This window comes from Lysinibacillus sp. NPDC094177 (assembly GCF_050279145.1).
Lineage (GTDB): Bacteria > Bacillota > Bacilli > Bacillales_A > Planococcaceae > Lysinibacillus.
In genome coordinates, this window is sequence record NZ_JBNNTW010000009.1 from 56,341 (window position 1) to 72,913 (window position 16,573).

Consider the following 16,573-nt stretch of genomic DNA (forward strand, 5'->3'; position numbering starts at 1 on the left):
CAGGAAATAAAAGCGCAGAGAGTCTGCTTTTATTTCTTAATTAATAGGATTGTCGCCATCGAAGCAATCCCTTCCTCTCGACCTGTGAAACCTAAACGCTCAGTTGTTGTTGCTTTAACATTCACTTGAGAAGGCTCAGCATGAAGCAATTCAGCAATACGATTTTGCATTTGTTCAATATACGGTGCCATTTTCGGACGTTGCGCCATAATCGTACAATCCACATTACCTAAAACATAGCCCTTATCCTCAACAATCTTCCAAATATGCTCTAATAATTTCGCTGAATCAGCATCCTTGAACGCGGGATCTGTATCTGGGAAATGACGCCCGATATCTCCCTCACCAATAGCTCCTAACGCTGCATCTGTTACAGTGTGTAATAAAACATCTGCGTCCGAATGCCCTACTAACCCTTTTTCATGAGGAATTGTTATACCTCCAATAATTAATGGGCGCCCTTCTTCAAATGCATGTACGTCAAATCCTTGTCCTACTCGAAACATATGATTTTGAGACTGTCTAATAAGATAAATAAAGTAGGAAAATCCACCAACTGAAGCTCATTTACTTCAAAAAATATGCAGACTTAAAAAGCTTCTATTCCGCTTATAAGGCAGTCTCATTCACCTTCCTTCACTCTTATATTTACTTTATATTATACCCTCACATTTTAACATATTTCCTAGGAAATTGAGTCTGTAGTGAACAGTACTGTGAATTAACATCAAAAGACTAGAAAAATGTAAAATCTCATCAGCAAATTATAATGCTGATGAGATTTTTAGTTTGTTATTATAATTTTTTCAAAACACGTTTACGCAATATCGCTTCACCGAAAATTAAATCCTCTTGCGTAGTCATCTTGACATTTTCGTAGCTACTTTCTACGATATGCACCTCATGGCCGAGACGTTCAACTAGCATTGCTTCATCGGTGCCAAGGAAGCCTACCTTCTCAGCGACATCCTCTGCCTCTACAATCAAATCAAATTGAAATGCTTGTGGGGTTTGAATCATCCATAAGCTATCTCGATCAATCGTCTCTTCAATAACACCATTACGTACTTTTTTCATCGTATCCTTCGCACGAACACCAGCAATCGCTGCGCCAAAGTCATGCGCACTTTGTACAAGATTCGCAATAACGTCATGAGTAATAAATGGACGCGCAGCATCATGCACAAGCACAATATCAACCTGCTTCATTTCTTTCATGCACGAATGGACGGAATGCTGTCGTTCTGCACCACCATCAGGTAAACCTTTAACTTTAGTAATTCCATACCTCTCTAGCATTTCTTGAATAAATACACGCTCTTCTGGCTTCACTGCAAGCCAAATACCTGTACACTGGCTATCCTGTTCGAATACCTCCAGTGTGTGTATGAGGATCGGTTTTTCTAAAAGATTTAAAAACAACTTATTTTGTCCTGCACCCATTCGCTTTCCGCTTCCCGCAGCAGGCAACACTACTTCATATTGCACATTTCCCACTTCCTAGTCATCCTTTGGTTTAGCAAAAATCATACGACCTGCTGATGTTTGGAGAACACTTGTTACCGTTACCGTAATTGCCTGTCCTATATAGCTACGTCCACCTTCAACAACAATCATTGTGCCATCATCTAAATAAGCAACCCCTTGATTGTGCTCTTTCCCATCTTTAATGACCATCACTTGCATATCTTCACCTGGAATCACGACAGGCTTTACTGCATTTGCTAAATCATTGATGTTTAGCACTTTAACGTGGTGAAGCTCACAAACTTTGTTTAGGTTAAAGTCGTTCGTAACAATTTGTGTATCGTTGCCCCTTTTCTTTGCAAGGCGCACTAGTTTTAAGTCAACCTCCTGAACATCCTCAAAGTCCTCTTCAGTAATATCAACCTTCGTCATACGTTCATCTTGTAATTTTTTTAAAATATCTAAGCCACGACGACCTCTTGTACGCTTTAATGTATCCGAAGAATCAGCAATATGCTGGAGCTCAGTAAGGACAAATTGGGGTACAACTAGTGTACCTTCTATAAAGCCCGTTTCAGAAATATCTGCAATACGACCATCAATAATAACACTAGTATCTAACAGTTTATAGCTTCCTCGTGAATCTTGAGGTTCTATACCTTCTGGTGATTTTTTCTTTGTATTGTTACCACGTAATGTAAATAGCTGGATTAATTCATCTCGCTTTCTAAAGCCCACACGGAATCCTAAATAGCCAAGCACAAATGACAGTATTATTGGTAGAACCTTTGTAAATTTCGGTAAATCTATACTATCAATTGCAAAGCCTAGAAAATAAGCAACGATTAGTCCGATAATAAGTCCAAGTGTACCAAATAATAAATCCCCGACAGGTACTTTAAATAGCACCTCTTCCATCCAGCTAATGAGCTTTACAAAATAATCTGAAAAGGCAAACGATAATGTAAACAGTAAAAGCGCTCCTAAAGCTACTGATACGTAAGGATTATCCAGCCAAGGATTAGATGATAAATGAAGCAGTTCGTATAATGGCGGTAAGAAAACAAGGCCTAATGCTCCTCCAATCAGTAAAAAAGCAATTTGAACAAATTTTTTCATCAACTGTCACCTCCAATTCTTAATATATAATTATACATAGTTTACTGTAGAAAATCTTTTATGAACCCATCAAAGTATCGTTCTTTTGATTGTTTGCTCAAGACATTGAACAATTCTTTTCACAGACGTTATCTTAGACGCCATTTCCCCTCTTTGAGTTTCCTACCTTCTATCTAGGAATTTCAAAAATTACTACCCTTATTATGCCTGGACACCCGCTGAAAGAAGTTAAAAGTGCATGTCAGAACATTGTCCAACATGCACAAGCTTCTTTATAGTTCTCTAAAGCAAGCATTCAATGCATCCTTTATTGTTTCTACACCAACTATCTCAATGCCTTGTGGGAAATCCCATCCACCGATATTCGAGGCCGGTATGAAGGCCCGTTTAAATCCGAGCTTTGCTGCCTCAATCACACGTTGTTCAATACGAGATACTCGACGCACCTCGCCTGTCAAACCTACTTCCCCAATAAAGCAATCCGTTGCTCTGACAGCTTGATCCTTAAAACTTGAAACAATGCTTGTCAACACAGCCAAATCAATTGCAGGCTCATCAAGCTTTACACCGCCAGCAACTTTAATATATGCATCCTGTGCTTGTAACATCAGACCCATTCTCTTTTCAAGGACGGCCATAAGCAGTTGTACACGATTTTGGTCGACACCTGTTGCCATTCGTTTGGGATAATTAAAGCTTGTTGGTGTTACAAGCGACTGAATTTCAACTAGAATTGGCCGTGTACCTTCCATTGAAGCCACGATCGTTGACCCTGCCGCTCCCTGTGAACGTTCCTGTAAGAACAACTCAGACGGATTTAACACTTCCTTTAAGCCCCCCTGAAGCATTTCAAAGATAGCAATTTCATTCGTAGAGCCGAAGCGGTTTTTTTGGCTACGTAAAATACGGTGATTATGATGTCGTTCTCCTTCAAAATACAATACCGTATCAACCATATGCTCCAAAATACGTGGCCCTGCAATTTGCCCTTCTTTTGTTACATGTCCCACTAAAAAAATTGCAATCCCCTTTGTTTTTGCAATTCGCATAAGTTCCGCTGTACATTCACGCACTTGTGATACACTACCAGGTGCACTCGTTACCTCCGGATGAAAAACAGTTTGAATAGAATCGACAATAACAAACTTCGGCTGTACATCGTCAATGGTCTGATTTAATAACTCTAAATTCGTCTCAGAATATATATAAAGCTCCTGTGATATTACCCCTAAACGTTCTGCACGTAGCTTTGTTTGACGGATGGATTCCTCCCCAGAAATATAGAGTACGCGATGTCCCTTATTCGAAAGCAACGCGGATACTTGTAATAATAACGTCGACTTCCCAATCCCAGGATCCCCCCCAATTAATACAAGAGAACCTGGTACGATACCTCCACCTAACACTCGGTTAAGTTCACCCATTTCTGTTGCAACTCGCGACTCCTCAGCAGCTTCAATCTGCATAATAGGAAGAGCCTTTTGGGTAACAGTAGCAGAATGTTGGAATGCCCCACGTGGCCCTTTCGCAACGACCTCCACTTCTTCAACCATCTTATTCCATTCTCCACACCCTGGACATCTTCCCATCCATTTTGCGGATTCATAGCCACAGCTTGAGCATACAAATTTTGTTTTTTTCTTTGCCAAATTGCATCCACCTCGAATATTTGTTCTTATATTTATTGTACATAAAAAAGGACAGCTTGGCACTATAGCCTTGCTGTCCTTTTCAAATAAACATTTATCTGGCAGAAATCTATCTATACCAAAGACATTTGCTGAAAGAAGTTGAATCTCAGCTAAAGCAAAGAGATTAACTGCCCGTAAAAGCCAAGTGGTGAAGACTAATAATTCGTAGGGAATGAAGAAGCACCCCATTAAATGAAGATTATTTAGAAGTAGAAACTTCCTCTTTTTTCTTCACAACAAACTCTTCATTTACGTAATCAATGATAACTTGATTGCCCTTCTCTACATTGCCTTTAAGTAGTTCTTCCGATAAACGGTCTTCTACTTGTTTTTGTAATGAACGACGTAGTGGGCGAGCACCATATTGAGGATCATAGCCTTCCTCTGCAATTTTCTCTAGAGCTGAATCCGTTAACTCTAACGAAATGTCCTGCTCTTTCAGACGTTTTGTTAAAGCATTCGCCATCATCGCTACGATTTCTTTTAAATGTTCTTTTTCTAGTGAGTGGAAGACGATCATTTCATCGATACGGTTTAAGAACTCTGGGCGGAATGCTTTTTTCAATTCCTCGAGCATTGTACCCTTCATATCTTTATACTTCGTATCAGTACCACCTACATTAAAGCCAAGGTTTTTCTGATATTTTAATGCATCCGCACCAACGTTTGATGTCATGATAACAACTGTGTTGCGGAAATCCACCACTCGACCTTTAGAATCTGTTAAACGGCCATCTTCAAGTACTTGAAGTAAGATATTGAAAACATCTGGATGAGCCTTCTCAATTTCATCTAGTAATACTACAGAATATGGTTTACGACGAACCTTTTCTGTTAGTTGACCACCATCATCAAAGCCTACATAGCCTGGAGGTGAACCAACTAAACGTGAAGTCGAATGTTTTTCCATGTACTCAGACATATCAACGCGAATCATTGCGTCCTCATCGCCAAACATAACCTCAGCTAATGCTCTAGCAAGCTCTGTTTTACCAACCCCTGTAGGGCCTAAGAAAATAAATGAACCAATTGGTCTTTTTGGATCTTTCAAACCAGCTCTTGCACGACGAATTGCGCGAGAAATTGCTTCTACCGCTTCTCCTTGACCTACAACTCGTTTGTGTAGCTCTTCTTCAAGCTGTAATAGCTTAGAAGATTCTTCAGAAGCAATTTTTGATACTGGAATTCCAGTCCACATAGATACTACCGCTGCTACATCATCCACTGTAACTTTTGATTCGGCTTTACCCTGTTCTTCCTTCCAATTTTTTCTTGTAGTTTCAATTTCATCTTTTAGCTTTTGCTCTGTATCTCTTAATGACGCTGCCTTTTCAAATTCTTGACCTGAGACAGCTGCATTCTTTTCAGAGCGCACATTTTCAAGCTTATCTTCTAGTGCCTTTAAGTTTGGTGGCACTGCAAATGAACGTAAACGTACTTTAGAACCCGCTTCATCTATTAAGTCAATCGCCTTATCTGGTAAGAAACGATCAGAAATATATCGGTCACTCATTTTTGCTGCCGCTTCAATTGCTTCATCTGTGATTTTCACACGGTGATGTGCTTCATAACGATCACGTAAGCCTTGAATAATTTGAATCGCTTCTTCTACAGTTGGCTCATCAACTTGAATTGGTTGGAAACGGCGCTCTAATGCCGCATCCTTCTCAATATATTTGCGATACTCATCTAGTGTTGTCGCACCAATACATTGAAGCTCGCCACGTGCTAAAGATGGTTTTAAAATATTTGACGCATCAATAGCACCTTCTGCACCGCCTGCACCGATCAATGTATGCAATTCATCGATAAATAAAATAACATTGCCTGCTTGGCGAATTTCATCCATTACTTTTTTCAAGCGATCCTCAAATTCACCACGATATTTTGTTCCAGCAACAACTGTCCCCATATCAAGTGTCATGACACGTTTATCACGAAGAATTTCTGGCACTTCATTATTAATAATTTGCTGTGCTAAACCTTCAGCAATAGCTGTTTTACCAACACCTGGCTCCCCAATTAATACAGGGTTATTTTTTGTACGGCGAGAGAGAACCTCGATTACACGTGTAATTTCCTTACTTCGACCAATGACAGGATCTAAAGTGCCTTCACGAGCAATTTGCGTTAAATCACGCGCAAGGCTATCTAATGTTGGGGTATTGGCAGCTTGTGCAGCTTGTTGACCAGATTGAGCATTATCGTTATTGCCTAATAGCAATAGCACTTGCTGACGAGCCTTATTTAATCCGACACCAGCATTATTTAATACACGGGCCGCTATACCTTCACCTTCACGAATAAGTGCTAATAGTAAATGCTCTGTTCCAATATAGGAATGACCTAATTTGCGTGATTCATCGACTGATAGTTCTATTACTTTTTTAGCTCGCGGTGTGTAGTGAACAATTGGACCAACATCCTCTTTACCTTTCCCTACAAGCTCTTCAATACCTGCTTCAATCATTTGAGGACTAATATCAATGGCTTCTAATGCCTTTGCAGCAATACCGCCACCTTCTCGGATAAGGCCTAATAGAATATGCTCTGTTCCAATTGATTCGTGTTTCCAGCGAATTGCCTCTTCTTGTGCAAGCTGTAATACCTTTTGCGCGCGTTGTGTAAAACGATTAAACATCAAATGAATCCTCTCCTTTTCCCCTAATAATTGGCTTACTCATATTTTCTCGATATAATGCATCACGAAGCATCTCAGCTCGTACGCGATCTCGCTCAGCAGGTGGCAAAACGTCCCCTGCATAATGCTGTAAAAAACCAGGTTGCATACTGACTACACATTCGTTTAATTTGGTCGCTTTAATACCTTCAATTAACTGTAAATCTACCCCCAAACGAACATTGGATAGACAGGTGGCTGCTTCCTCACTCGTTAAAATTCGAGCATGTGTTAAAGTACCTAAAGCACGGTATACGCGGTCCTCTAAAGCAAGCTCTGCTTTTTCCATTAGCTTGCCTCTTGCATGCCGTTCTTTTTGAATTATTTTTTCAGCGACACTTTGGATGTCCGCTAAAATATCATCCTCTGTTTTTCCTAGTGTAATCTGATTTGAAACTTGGTAAACATTACCTGTATTTTCGCTACCCTCTCCATATATTCCCCTTACCGTCATTCCTAATCGCGTCATTGCATTAATGATTTGATTCATTTGACCAGTAAGTGTAAGGGCTGGCAGGTGCATCATGACAGATGCTCGCAAACCAGTACCAATATTTGTTGGGCAACTTGTTAAATAACCAAATGTATCTCGAAATGCATAAGGCAAAGCTTTATCTAGGGTACGATCAATTTTATTGGCCTGCTCGTATGCCTTTTGAAGTTGAAAACTCGCTGTCATACATTGAATGCGTAAATGATCTTCTTCGTTCACCATAATGCTAGTTGATTCGTCATCAGATAAAAGCATGGAGCCAACCTGCTCTTTTTTTGCAAGTTGAGGACTAATTAAATGTTTTTCTACAAGTATTTGACGCTGTAAAGGTGTTAAATCCTTTGTAGCAAAGTATGAGTAATTTTCTTGAAGTTCTGTACTATCCTTTATTGCATGTGTAACTGCCTGTTCCACCTGTAATGCCTCATCCTCTGTAAAGGCTAATGGAAAACGATAACCATCTAAATTTCGAGCAAGGCGGATGCGCGTACTAATGACAATATCTGAATAATCGTCCTCCATACTCATCCATATTGGTGTAGCACGCTCTAAAAACCCTTCAATCATCACGACACATCACCACCTTCGAATTGTAGCTGCTTTTCAAGTTCCTTCACTTCATCACGAAGCTTAGCTGCCTCTTCAAATTGCTCTTCATCTACAGCAACCCTCATACGTTTACGAATATCTTCAATTTGCTTTTTGATGACATAGACATTACTTTGAGCACCGGGCACTTTCCCTATATGCTGAGGACCAGCCTGTATACGGTTAAAGAGCTTCGGTAAGTGTTCGCTAAAGGTGTCATAGCAGATAGGGCATCCAAATTTACCTTCTTTTAAAAACCGTTTATACGTAAATCCACATTGTGAACATGTTTGAGTTTGTGGTTGCGACTGCTGTTTTTCACCCACTTTTTGTTGCTGCCATGAAGGTGAGCCAAACCAATTGGATAATAGCTGTTGAATAGATATTGGCTCTTGCTTAAATTCAGCATGAAATGGATGGAACTGCGAGGCGCAGACGTCACAATAATGGTGCTCCACCTTTTGACCACTTTGAACTTGTGTTACGGTAACTGTCGCATTACGCTGCTTACAATGTTCGCAAATCATTTCCATCACCTCTTTTATTTTTGCTGTTCATATTTAATCGTTGTTAACATCGCTCGTAAAATTTTGGCTCGAATTTTATCTCGTAACGGGAGTTGCAAATCGATAGTTGAACGATCAACTGCTGCTAACATTATCTTCGCTTCTCGCTTTGAAATTACCTGCTCATCAATTAATCGATAAACTAAATCTTCTGCCATTGTTTGCGATGCCCCACCTTCTATTTGCCTGAGGACATCATCGATTAGATCAATTTGTGAATTCGCGCGGACACGTAAAATTCGAATGTATCCACCACCACCACGTTTGCTTTCAACAAGGTAACCTCGTTCGGCCGTAAATCTTGTATTAATTACATAATTTATTTGTGAGGGTACACATTGAAATTTATCTGCGATTTCACTACGTTTTATTTCAATATGCCCTTCTCCACCTAATTCAAGTACTTGTTTTAAGTAGCCTTCTATGATGTCTGATATATTACGCATTTTAGGAATTCACCTCGCTTACTTCACTGACTTTGACTATCTTTGACTTTCTTTGAGTATATTATACAAAACGCTTGAAAATAATTGCAATTATTTCGCCCACAGAAAAATTAAAGCGCCTATCCTTAGTTATAAGATACCCTTTTCAGCAATAGAAAAAACGCAAGCATATGCAACTAGCATATACTTGCGTCTATAAAAATTATACCCAACGGCCAACAATTGGATAACGCCAAGGCTCATCAGATAAAGCCTTCACAATACCGATAATTGGTACAACAAATAACATGATCCCGAAAATTATTAAAAACGGTATGCCAATTAATAAAAAACTTAAAACACCTGAAATTCCAACTAAAACCCACATCACAACTTGGAACAGTAACGCTTGAACGGAAATAGCTTTTATTTCTTCATCCGAACTAATTAAGAAAAATATAATTGGTACTACCCATGGCGCAAAAAACGCACTTGCGTGTATGATTACCTTAGACCATTTAGTTTCCACTTATATCAACCCTTCCATTTAATTTTTCTTTATTTTATGTACTATTATTTACGGCACCATACCTTAAATAGTTTCAAATATAAATTGGATTTATAAAATTTTTGAAAGGCATGTGATACTTGATGGAATTTAATAACACACTTGCAAACGAATATGAAAAAGGTATTCGTCGTACGCTACCAAGCTACGATGCAATGCTACGTTTAACACAAACCTTTTATCAATCTACATTACATGAGAAAGCTGAATTTTTAGTAGTTGGCTCTGGAAGCGGTAATGAAATTTTACAACTTGCAGAGAAAAGACCTCATTGGTCATTTGTTGGTATCGATCCATCAGAGGCGATGCTACAAATAGCTGGAGAACGTTTAAAATCTCTACCTAATAATATTTCTTTATATCAAGGAACTATACTGGAAACTAAGCTACCTTCAGTGAAGTTTGATGCAGCAAGCTGCGTACTAGTGCTTCATTTTATACAAGATACTCAAGAGAAGCTTGAAACATTAAAAAAAATAGCAAATAATTTAAAGCCTGGTGCTCCATTTGTGCTTGTCTCAAAATACAGGCAGCCTGGTTCCTTAGAAACTGAGCTACAATTTGATTTATGGCGTGCTTATTGGCTACAGCATACAAAGCTATCACCATCAGACGTAGCGGAAATGGAGAAATCCATTCGTTCTCTTTCATTTATGCTTGAAGAGGATATTTTATCACTCTTACAGCAGGCTGGCTTTACAAAACCATCTAGATTCTTTGCCACTACTTTATTTGGCGGCTGGATATGCTATAGAGAGAGCGTATAAAATTTAGAGTGTTATTTCTTGAGAAGATAAACACATCTGTTAGGATAGAATTACAGGATTGAGGTGAATGCTGTGATACGTACAATCGGTATTACAAAAGACCAAAAGCTTATAAAAGATTTTCCGCTTGAAGATATACACAAAAACGAATTTGAATGGTACTGGGTCGATTTTAATTGTCCGACCTATGAGGAAGAACTACTTTTAGATACATTTTTTCATTTCCATCCACTCGCTATAGAAGATTGTTTAATGCGTTTACAGCGGCCAAAGCTCGATTTTTATGATGATTTCCATTTCTTTGTTATCCAAAGAGTTAACGAAGAACTAGCAGCTGAGGAAGTAAATATTTTTGTTTCTAATAAATTTATTGTTACATTCCATAAAAACGTAGCACCGGAAATAGATCGAGTACAAATGATGTTAGAAAAGCAGCCAAAAAATTGGGAACGTGGCACAATATATTTAACATACCAGGTAATCGATAAAATCGTTGATAGCTATTTCCCACTTGTCTATAAGATTGAAGATCATTTAAATGCACTTGAAGATGAGCTTACCTATCAAAGTAACCCCAATGCTATGAAAATTGTGTTTGAATTCCGTAGTGATTTGCTTGATCTACGACGCACCATTTTACCAATGCGTGATTTATTATATCGTATCCTTAACTCGTACCGATTTTCACTTAAGAAATCAGAACGAGCTTATTTTGGAGATATTTACGATCATCTTCTTAAACTGACCGAAATGATTGAATCCAACCGTGAGCTCACTGCTGATATGCGTGATAGCTATATGGCGATGAGCTCTAGTCGCATGAACGGCATCATGATGACCTTAACAATTGTTTCAACAATCTTTATCCCTCTAACGTTTATCGCCGGTGTGTATGGAATGAATTTTGACAATATGCCAGAGCTACATGGGGAATATAGCTACTTCATCATACTCGGAATTATGATTCTTATCGCTTTATTTATGCTGGGAATCTTTAAACTTAAAGGCTGGTTTAATTTATTTAAGTGATAGTACTCGCGGAAAGCAAGCTAAAGGCACCTTAGACATGTTTCTAAGGTGCCTTTTCACTGTTAATAAGGACCGCGATCATCAATTTTACCTTCGCCTTGTTGTGGAAATAAAAAGTATGCGAGTACGCCAGATACTAATGTTGCACAGATAGTAATAATTAGTTGATCTAAATCTGGTACTTCAGCATAGTAGTTTCTTAACATGTAAACCGATCCAATTGCTACAATTACCATAACTGGAATAATAAATTTGAAACGTTTTTTCTCCATATAATACCTCCTCAAAACTATTGTTACGCTCAATCTAAACAGTTCGTATTTTACAGGTTTCCTATTCCAAATTCAATTTACCTATTACCTTTTTAATAGTCTATTTAATGACTTTTAATCGACAATAATCTATAATGCCTATAAAAAAATAAAGAAATAAACTAAAATTTTAACCAAATATCCTACAAAAAATAGTAGAATAGACTAAATACCATATATTTCGAAAAATTAACAAACTAAGCAATTCGATTTTTTATATACTTACTACGCATTTATAAAGAATGGAGCAAACAACAATGAGTTGGTTTACAAAAAAGAATGATTCTAGCTACTCAATTACATTAGCACCAGAAAATTATAAGAACAATGTACAATTGGATGTATCCAATCATCCAAAACTTCAAAAGCAGTTGCAGCTTTTAGATTTAACAATTGAGGATTTAGCCATCATTAAACAACTACAGCCTTTAGCTAAAGATTTAATTCCTGAAATGGTGGATCAATTTTATGCAGCCATTAGTTTGAGTCAAAATTTGTTGGATATTATAAACCGAACGTCACAAATCGATCGTTTAAAAGTTACTTTACATAAGCATTTAAGTGATATTTTCGAAAGTCATATTAATGACTCATATATCAATGAACGGAAGGCAATTGCCGAAACCCATGTTCGAATTGGTCTACAATCGAAGTGGTATATCGCCTCATTCCAGTCATTAACATCGACATTTACACGCTTTACAAATGAATTAGATATATCGAAACATGATGCAATACGTGCTATCAATGCCTTCTGCAAAATCATTAACTTCGAACAGCAGCTTGTAATCGAAGCCTATGAAAAAGAAGAGGAACGCATTCGTGCAGTAGCTGATGAAACAAAACATGCACTTGTTACTACTATTCAAAAAACAGCAGAAGAACTCAATGAGATTAGTGAAGAAACAGCAGCTTCTTTATTAGTCATTTCCTCTCAAACAGATGATATCGCAGTAGCTACTAAGCAAGGCTTAAGCTTCGTTGCTGATACACAGGAAAAATCTAGACGTGGACAGCAGCAGCTACAAGATCAAAATGATTTAATACAGGTCATTTTACAAAGTGTAAACAGTCTTGAAGTTACGATGAACCAGTTACGCACATCTTCTCAAAAAATATCAGAAATTGTAGGATTGGTCACAGGAATTGCCGATCAAACTAACTTATTAGCACTGAATGCTTCTATCGAGGCAGCCCGTGCAGGTGAGCATGGTAAAGGCTTTGCTGTTGTTGCAGAGGAAGTTCGTAAGCTTGCAGAAGAAACAAAAAATGCTGTACAAAATGTTTCCCATCTCATTAAGGAAACAGAAAGTAATATTACAACAATGTCGAATTCAGTTATTAACGTTGATCAAAAGATTCAACATAGCGTAGATACACAAAACAGTTTATCTAAATCATTTAATGATATCGCCGATGCTGTTTCTGGAATTCAACAGCAGTATGTTAATACATCAAGGGATATTTCAGCCATCTCTAATCTGATTACTGAACTGTCAGAAGGGGCTACACTTGTTTCTTCTTCTTCCGACTCACTTATTAATGTGGTAAATGAATTACAAATGTAAGCACGAAAAAGGGAAACTGACAGTATACGTCAATTTCCCTTTTTATTTTTAATGCGGTAATGCACGTTTTTGTTTACGATGTTCTCGTCTTGCTGGTCCCGTTTCAAACAGACGTTTTTCCGCATCTGTTTCAGGATAAATTGCTGGAACTGGCTTAGGTTTACCTCCATCGTCTACTGCAACCATCGTTACAAAGGATTCCGTCGTTAATTTTTCCTCACCAGTTTCAATGTTTCGTGAAATAACTCGAACATAAACCTCCATTGAAGAATGTCCAGTTGACGAAACAATACTTTCAATTTCCAAAATATCCCCTACATGTGCTGCCGATAAAAAATCAACCGAATCAATAGAGGCTGTGACCACAAGACCTTTTGCATGCTTCATTGCTGTAATAGCAGCAATTTCATCAATATAAGCTAACACTCTTCCACCAAAAATGGAGTTGTGATTATTTGTATCTGGCGGTAATACGAGACGCGTTTGAACAGTACGTGACTGGCCCATCGGTATTGCGTTGTTTGACATAGTTCTTGCAACTTCCCTTCATGAATGTTCTTTCGTCATCGTATCGCAGAACAAGAGTCGATGCAAATTAGAACGATTTTTTCATCGTAATAAATTTCATATCTGTCATTTCCTCGATTGCCCACTTAATACCTTCGCGTCCGTAGCCACTCATTTTCACGCCACCGTAGGGCATATTATCAACCCTAAATGTCGGAATATCATTAATAATAACAGCACCTGCCTGTAATTCATCTGCTGCATGTAATGCATCTTGTAACACATTCGTATAAATTCCAGCATTTAAGCCAAGTTCCGACTCATTCACTAGTCGAATAGCGTCGTCTAATGTTTCATATGAAACAATTGAGACGATTGGCGCGAATGTTTCCTGACAAATAATTTTCATATCCGCCGTCACATTCGTCATAACAGTTGGCGTTAAAGTACGTTCCGTAAATGCCCCTCCTGTTGCAACTACCGCACCTTGTGACTTTGCTTCCTCAATCCATTGACGAATACGTTCAACCTCTTTTGGATTAATCATTGCACTAACATCAGTATTTGTATCTAGTGGATCACCTACCACTAATTTTTCTGTCTCAGCTACGAACGCCTTTGTAAATTCATCAATAATAGATGCGTGTACATAAATACGTTGTAAGGAGATACAAACTTGTCCAGCAAAATTAAAGGCACCACCGACACAACGCGAAATAATTTTATCAATTGGTGTCGATGGCTCGACAATTACCGCTGCATTTGAACCAAGTTCTAAAGTGACTTTACGTAAACCAACTTTTTCTTTAATGCCCAATCCCACCTTACCACTTCCAGTGAATGTCACCTTTTTCACAAGTGGATGGGTCACAAGCGTATCACTTAGCTCCCCACCGCTACCTGTAATAATTTGAAGCGCACCATCAGGTAGACCCGCTTGCTGAAAAATTTCGGACATTATGATAGAACTTAATGGTGTTTGCGTCGCTGGCTTTAATACAACTGTATTTCCAACTGCAAAGGCAGGACCTAATTTGTGAGCCACTAAATTAAATGGAAAATTAAATGGTGTGATGGCTGAAATTACACCTAAAGGTTCTCGTTTTGTCCAGCCAATTCGATCTCCTGCACCGGGTGCAGCATCCATCGGTACCGTTTCACCCTTTGCTTGCTTAGCTCCCTCTGCGGCGAATTGATAGGTTGCTATTGTGCGTTCTATTTCAGTTAAACCTGCAGATATTGGCTTACCTGCCTCTAAGGCCAAAATTTCAGCTAATTCCTCTTTACGCTGGCGCATTATGTCGACCACTTTATATAATATTTCGGCACGTTCGTAGGCTGTTGTCTTTTTAAACGTTTGGAATGCCTCCTGTGCACCTTCTATTGCTTGCTCAACATCAGAAATTGACGCCTTAGCTACCTTTGCAATAACCTCACCGCTATAGGGTGATTTCAGGTCATATGTTTCCTTTGCTTTCTGCCACTGGCCGTTCATCCAAAGCTTTGTTTCCTTCATCCTTCAAAAGCACCTCCAAAAAATCAAGTTCTTCATTATTTTATCACGAAGAACTTGATGCTACAGCTGCTGCAGAAACTGCTGCTAACATTGCTGCTTGTTGTGCTTGAATTAATAATTCAATGGATGACATGATTGACATTGATAAGGATTGTTGCACCTTCGCCATATCATAAACCGCAATTTGTATAGCCATAAATAACACGAACTCACGATGCCATTTTAAAAGTTTCATACCCTTTAACTCATGATATAAATCAACAATCTGTTGAAGCTGTACTTGATTCACTTCAAGTATTGCTAAAAAGCCAAGTAATGGATAGTGCATCGTTTTGACCTTTACATCTTGTTTTTTTAATGTGTCACAGATTGTCGCAGCACTTGACACTAGCTTAGTATCATAATGAGGAGATAAGAAAGTCAGTATCTGTGATAACCATTGAAGCTCATTACCCACATTAAAATTATACGTACGTAATTCTTTATAATAACGATTCATTGTTTCTGCACGGAGTTCAACATCATCAGATGGGCTACTTAACAATACTGCATATGGAATATCATCATATGACGTTAAAAAACGATGATGTTTGCGAATTGCATCAAATAATGCGCGTGCTGCCTGAGCATGTGCACGTTTCTCACTTTCCTCTTCAGTTAAAAACTGTGCCCCAATAAAACTAAAATTTCCACTTCTAAATTTTACTTCCTTCATTATTTTAACGTTGGACAGTAAATTTTTTACTTCTTGCTCTGTATCTTCTTGCTCCATCAAATTTGCAGCAATACTATAACCTACTGTTGTTCTTAACGGAGATGTCCATGACGTTTGCTTTTTCATTTCTTGTAATACTTCTTTATATTTAACGGAATCAAAGGTTTTCCCGGATGCCACATATTTGCTAGCAATTGCTAATACAATTTTACGATCAACCGTCCATCCTGCAGCCTTTGAGACCTCCTCTACCGTATTTGTAAACTGATTTTCAATCATAACAAAGTCCATGTTCAACACGCTCCTTTTTCCATATTTACGTAACAAAACGAAAAAAGGATTCATCAATTTTAGCTCATCGCCATAACAACGTAACTCTCCAAATAATATAGCCTTACATACACTTCCCTAAAAATTAACATAGAAAAAACAGCGGCAATACTTTTTGCCGCTGTCTCTAAAAGCAATCAATTATTATTATGCCCCGGCATTATGGCATCCGGAGGCTTTAACATCCTGTAACTGCCGTTTCACTTTCGTTACAAAAAACATCTGTAACTGCC

General features: G+C 38.3%; 16 protein-coding genes. 3 read left to right on the forward strand and 13 right to left on the reverse strand.

Annotated features, from left to right (window positions below; all coding sequences use genetic code 11):
* Positions 1 to 29: 29 nt before the first annotated feature.
* The 9 genes from ispF to ACQKNC_RS15235 all read right to left on the reverse strand — a co-directional run bounded on the left by ispF (position 30) and on the right by ACQKNC_RS15235 (position 9,558).
* Positions 30 to 506, reverse strand: coding sequence for a 2-C-methyl-D-erythritol 2,4-cyclodiphosphate synthase (gene ispF, locus ACQKNC_RS15195; protein WP_427425636.1), 477 nt, complete (start codon positions 504 to 506; stop codon positions 30 to 32).
* Between the two features lie 289 nt (positions 507 to 795).
* Positions 796 to 1,488, reverse strand: a complete 693-nt coding sequence (gene ispD, locus ACQKNC_RS15200) for a 2-C-methyl-D-erythritol 4-phosphate cytidylyltransferase (RefSeq protein WP_427425749.1) — start codon at positions 1,486 to 1,488, stop codon at positions 796 to 798.
* A 12-nt stretch (positions 1,489 to 1,500) separates the two neighbouring features.
* Complete coding sequence (locus ACQKNC_RS15205) at positions 1,501 to 2,586, reverse strand: PIN/TRAM domain-containing protein (RefSeq protein ID WP_427425637.1); 1,086 nt, start codon at positions 2,584 to 2,586, stop codon at positions 1,501 to 1,503.
* A 272-nt stretch (positions 2,587 to 2,858) separates the two neighbouring features.
* Positions 2,859 to 4,235, reverse strand: a complete 1,377-nt coding sequence (radA, locus tag ACQKNC_RS15210; protein ID WP_427425638.1) for a DNA repair protein RadA — start codon at positions 4,233 to 4,235, stop codon at positions 2,859 to 2,861.
* Positions 4,236 to 4,476: 241 nt separating this feature from the next.
* Positions 4,477 to 6,921, reverse strand: a complete 2,445-nt coding sequence (locus tag ACQKNC_RS15215; RefSeq protein WP_427425639.1) for an ATP-dependent Clp protease ATP-binding subunit — start codon at positions 6,919 to 6,921, stop codon at positions 4,477 to 4,479.
* Positions 6,911 to 8,020: a protein arginine kinase gene (locus tag ACQKNC_RS15220; RefSeq protein ID WP_427425640.1), complete on the reverse strand. Its 1,110-nt coding sequence runs from the start codon at positions 8,018 to 8,020 to the stop codon at positions 6,911 to 6,913. The genes ACQKNC_RS15215 and ACQKNC_RS15220 overlap by 11 nt, the downstream gene beginning before the upstream one ends.
* Entirely contained in the window at positions 8,017 to 8,565 is a 549-nt protein-coding gene (locus tag ACQKNC_RS15225; RefSeq protein ID WP_427425641.1) for a UvrB/UvrC motif-containing protein, read from the reverse strand. Before ACQKNC_RS15225 ends, ACQKNC_RS15220 begins: the two co-directional genes overlap by 4 nt.
* A 14-nt stretch (positions 8,566 to 8,579) precedes the next feature.
* A complete protein-coding gene (locus tag ACQKNC_RS15230) occupies positions 8,580 to 9,050 on the reverse strand; it encodes a CtsR family transcriptional regulator (RefSeq protein WP_427425642.1) in 471 nt (156 codons plus the stop codon).
* Between the two features lie 202 nt (positions 9,051 to 9,252).
* Positions 9,253 to 9,558 (reverse strand): DUF4870 domain-containing protein, encoded by a 306-nt coding sequence (locus ACQKNC_RS15235; protein WP_427425643.1) that lies wholly within the window; start codon positions 9,556 to 9,558, stop codon positions 9,253 to 9,255.
* A 122-nt stretch (positions 9,559 to 9,680) separates the two neighbouring features.
* On the opposite strand from ACQKNC_RS15235, the gene ACQKNC_RS15240 reads away from it, so the two are divergent.
* Positions 9,681 to 10,364 carry a class I SAM-dependent methyltransferase gene (locus ACQKNC_RS15240; protein ID WP_427425644.1) on the forward strand — a complete coding sequence of 228 codons (684 nt, stop codon included), beginning with the start codon at positions 9,681 to 9,683 and terminating at the stop codon, positions 10,362 to 10,364.
* A gap of 72 nt (positions 10,365 to 10,436) precedes the next feature.
* Complete coding sequence (gene corA, locus ACQKNC_RS15245) at positions 10,437 to 11,393, forward strand: magnesium/cobalt transporter CorA (RefSeq protein ID WP_427425645.1); 957 nt, start codon at positions 10,437 to 10,439, stop codon at positions 11,391 to 11,393.
* A 62-nt stretch (positions 11,394 to 11,455) separates the two neighbouring features.
* Here corA and ACQKNC_RS15250 read toward each other — a convergent pair whose 3' ends face one another.
* Complete coding sequence (locus tag ACQKNC_RS15250) at positions 11,456 to 11,665, reverse strand: hypothetical protein (RefSeq protein ID WP_427425646.1); 210 nt, start codon at positions 11,663 to 11,665, stop codon at positions 11,456 to 11,458.
* 296 nt (positions 11,666 to 11,961) lie between these two features.
* On the opposite strand from ACQKNC_RS15250, the gene ACQKNC_RS15255 reads away from it, so the two are divergent.
* Positions 11,962 to 13,272, forward strand: a complete 1,311-nt coding sequence (locus tag ACQKNC_RS15255; RefSeq protein WP_427425647.1) for a protoglobin domain-containing protein — start codon at positions 11,962 to 11,964, stop codon at positions 13,270 to 13,272.
* A 48-nt stretch (positions 13,273 to 13,320) separates the two neighbouring features.
* Here ACQKNC_RS15255 and ACQKNC_RS15260 read toward each other — a convergent pair whose 3' ends face one another.
* The 3 genes from ACQKNC_RS15260 to ACQKNC_RS15270 form a co-directional block, all read right to left on the reverse strand.
* Entirely contained in the window at positions 13,321 to 13,800 is a 480-nt protein-coding gene (locus ACQKNC_RS15260; protein WP_427425648.1) for an acyl-CoA thioesterase, read from the reverse strand.
* A 67-nt stretch (positions 13,801 to 13,867) separates the two neighbouring features.
* The gene (locus ACQKNC_RS15265) at positions 13,868 to 15,295 is read right to left on the reverse strand and encodes an aldehyde dehydrogenase family protein (protein ID WP_427425649.1); all 1,428 of its coding nucleotides are present in this window, start codon (positions 15,293 to 15,295) and stop codon (positions 13,868 to 13,870) included.
* 43 nt (positions 15,296 to 15,338) lie between these two features.
* Entirely contained in the window at positions 15,339 to 16,301 is a 963-nt protein-coding gene (locus tag ACQKNC_RS15270; protein WP_427425650.1) for a DUF4003 family protein, read from the reverse strand.
* Between the last annotated feature and the right edge of the window lie 272 nt (positions 16,302 to 16,573).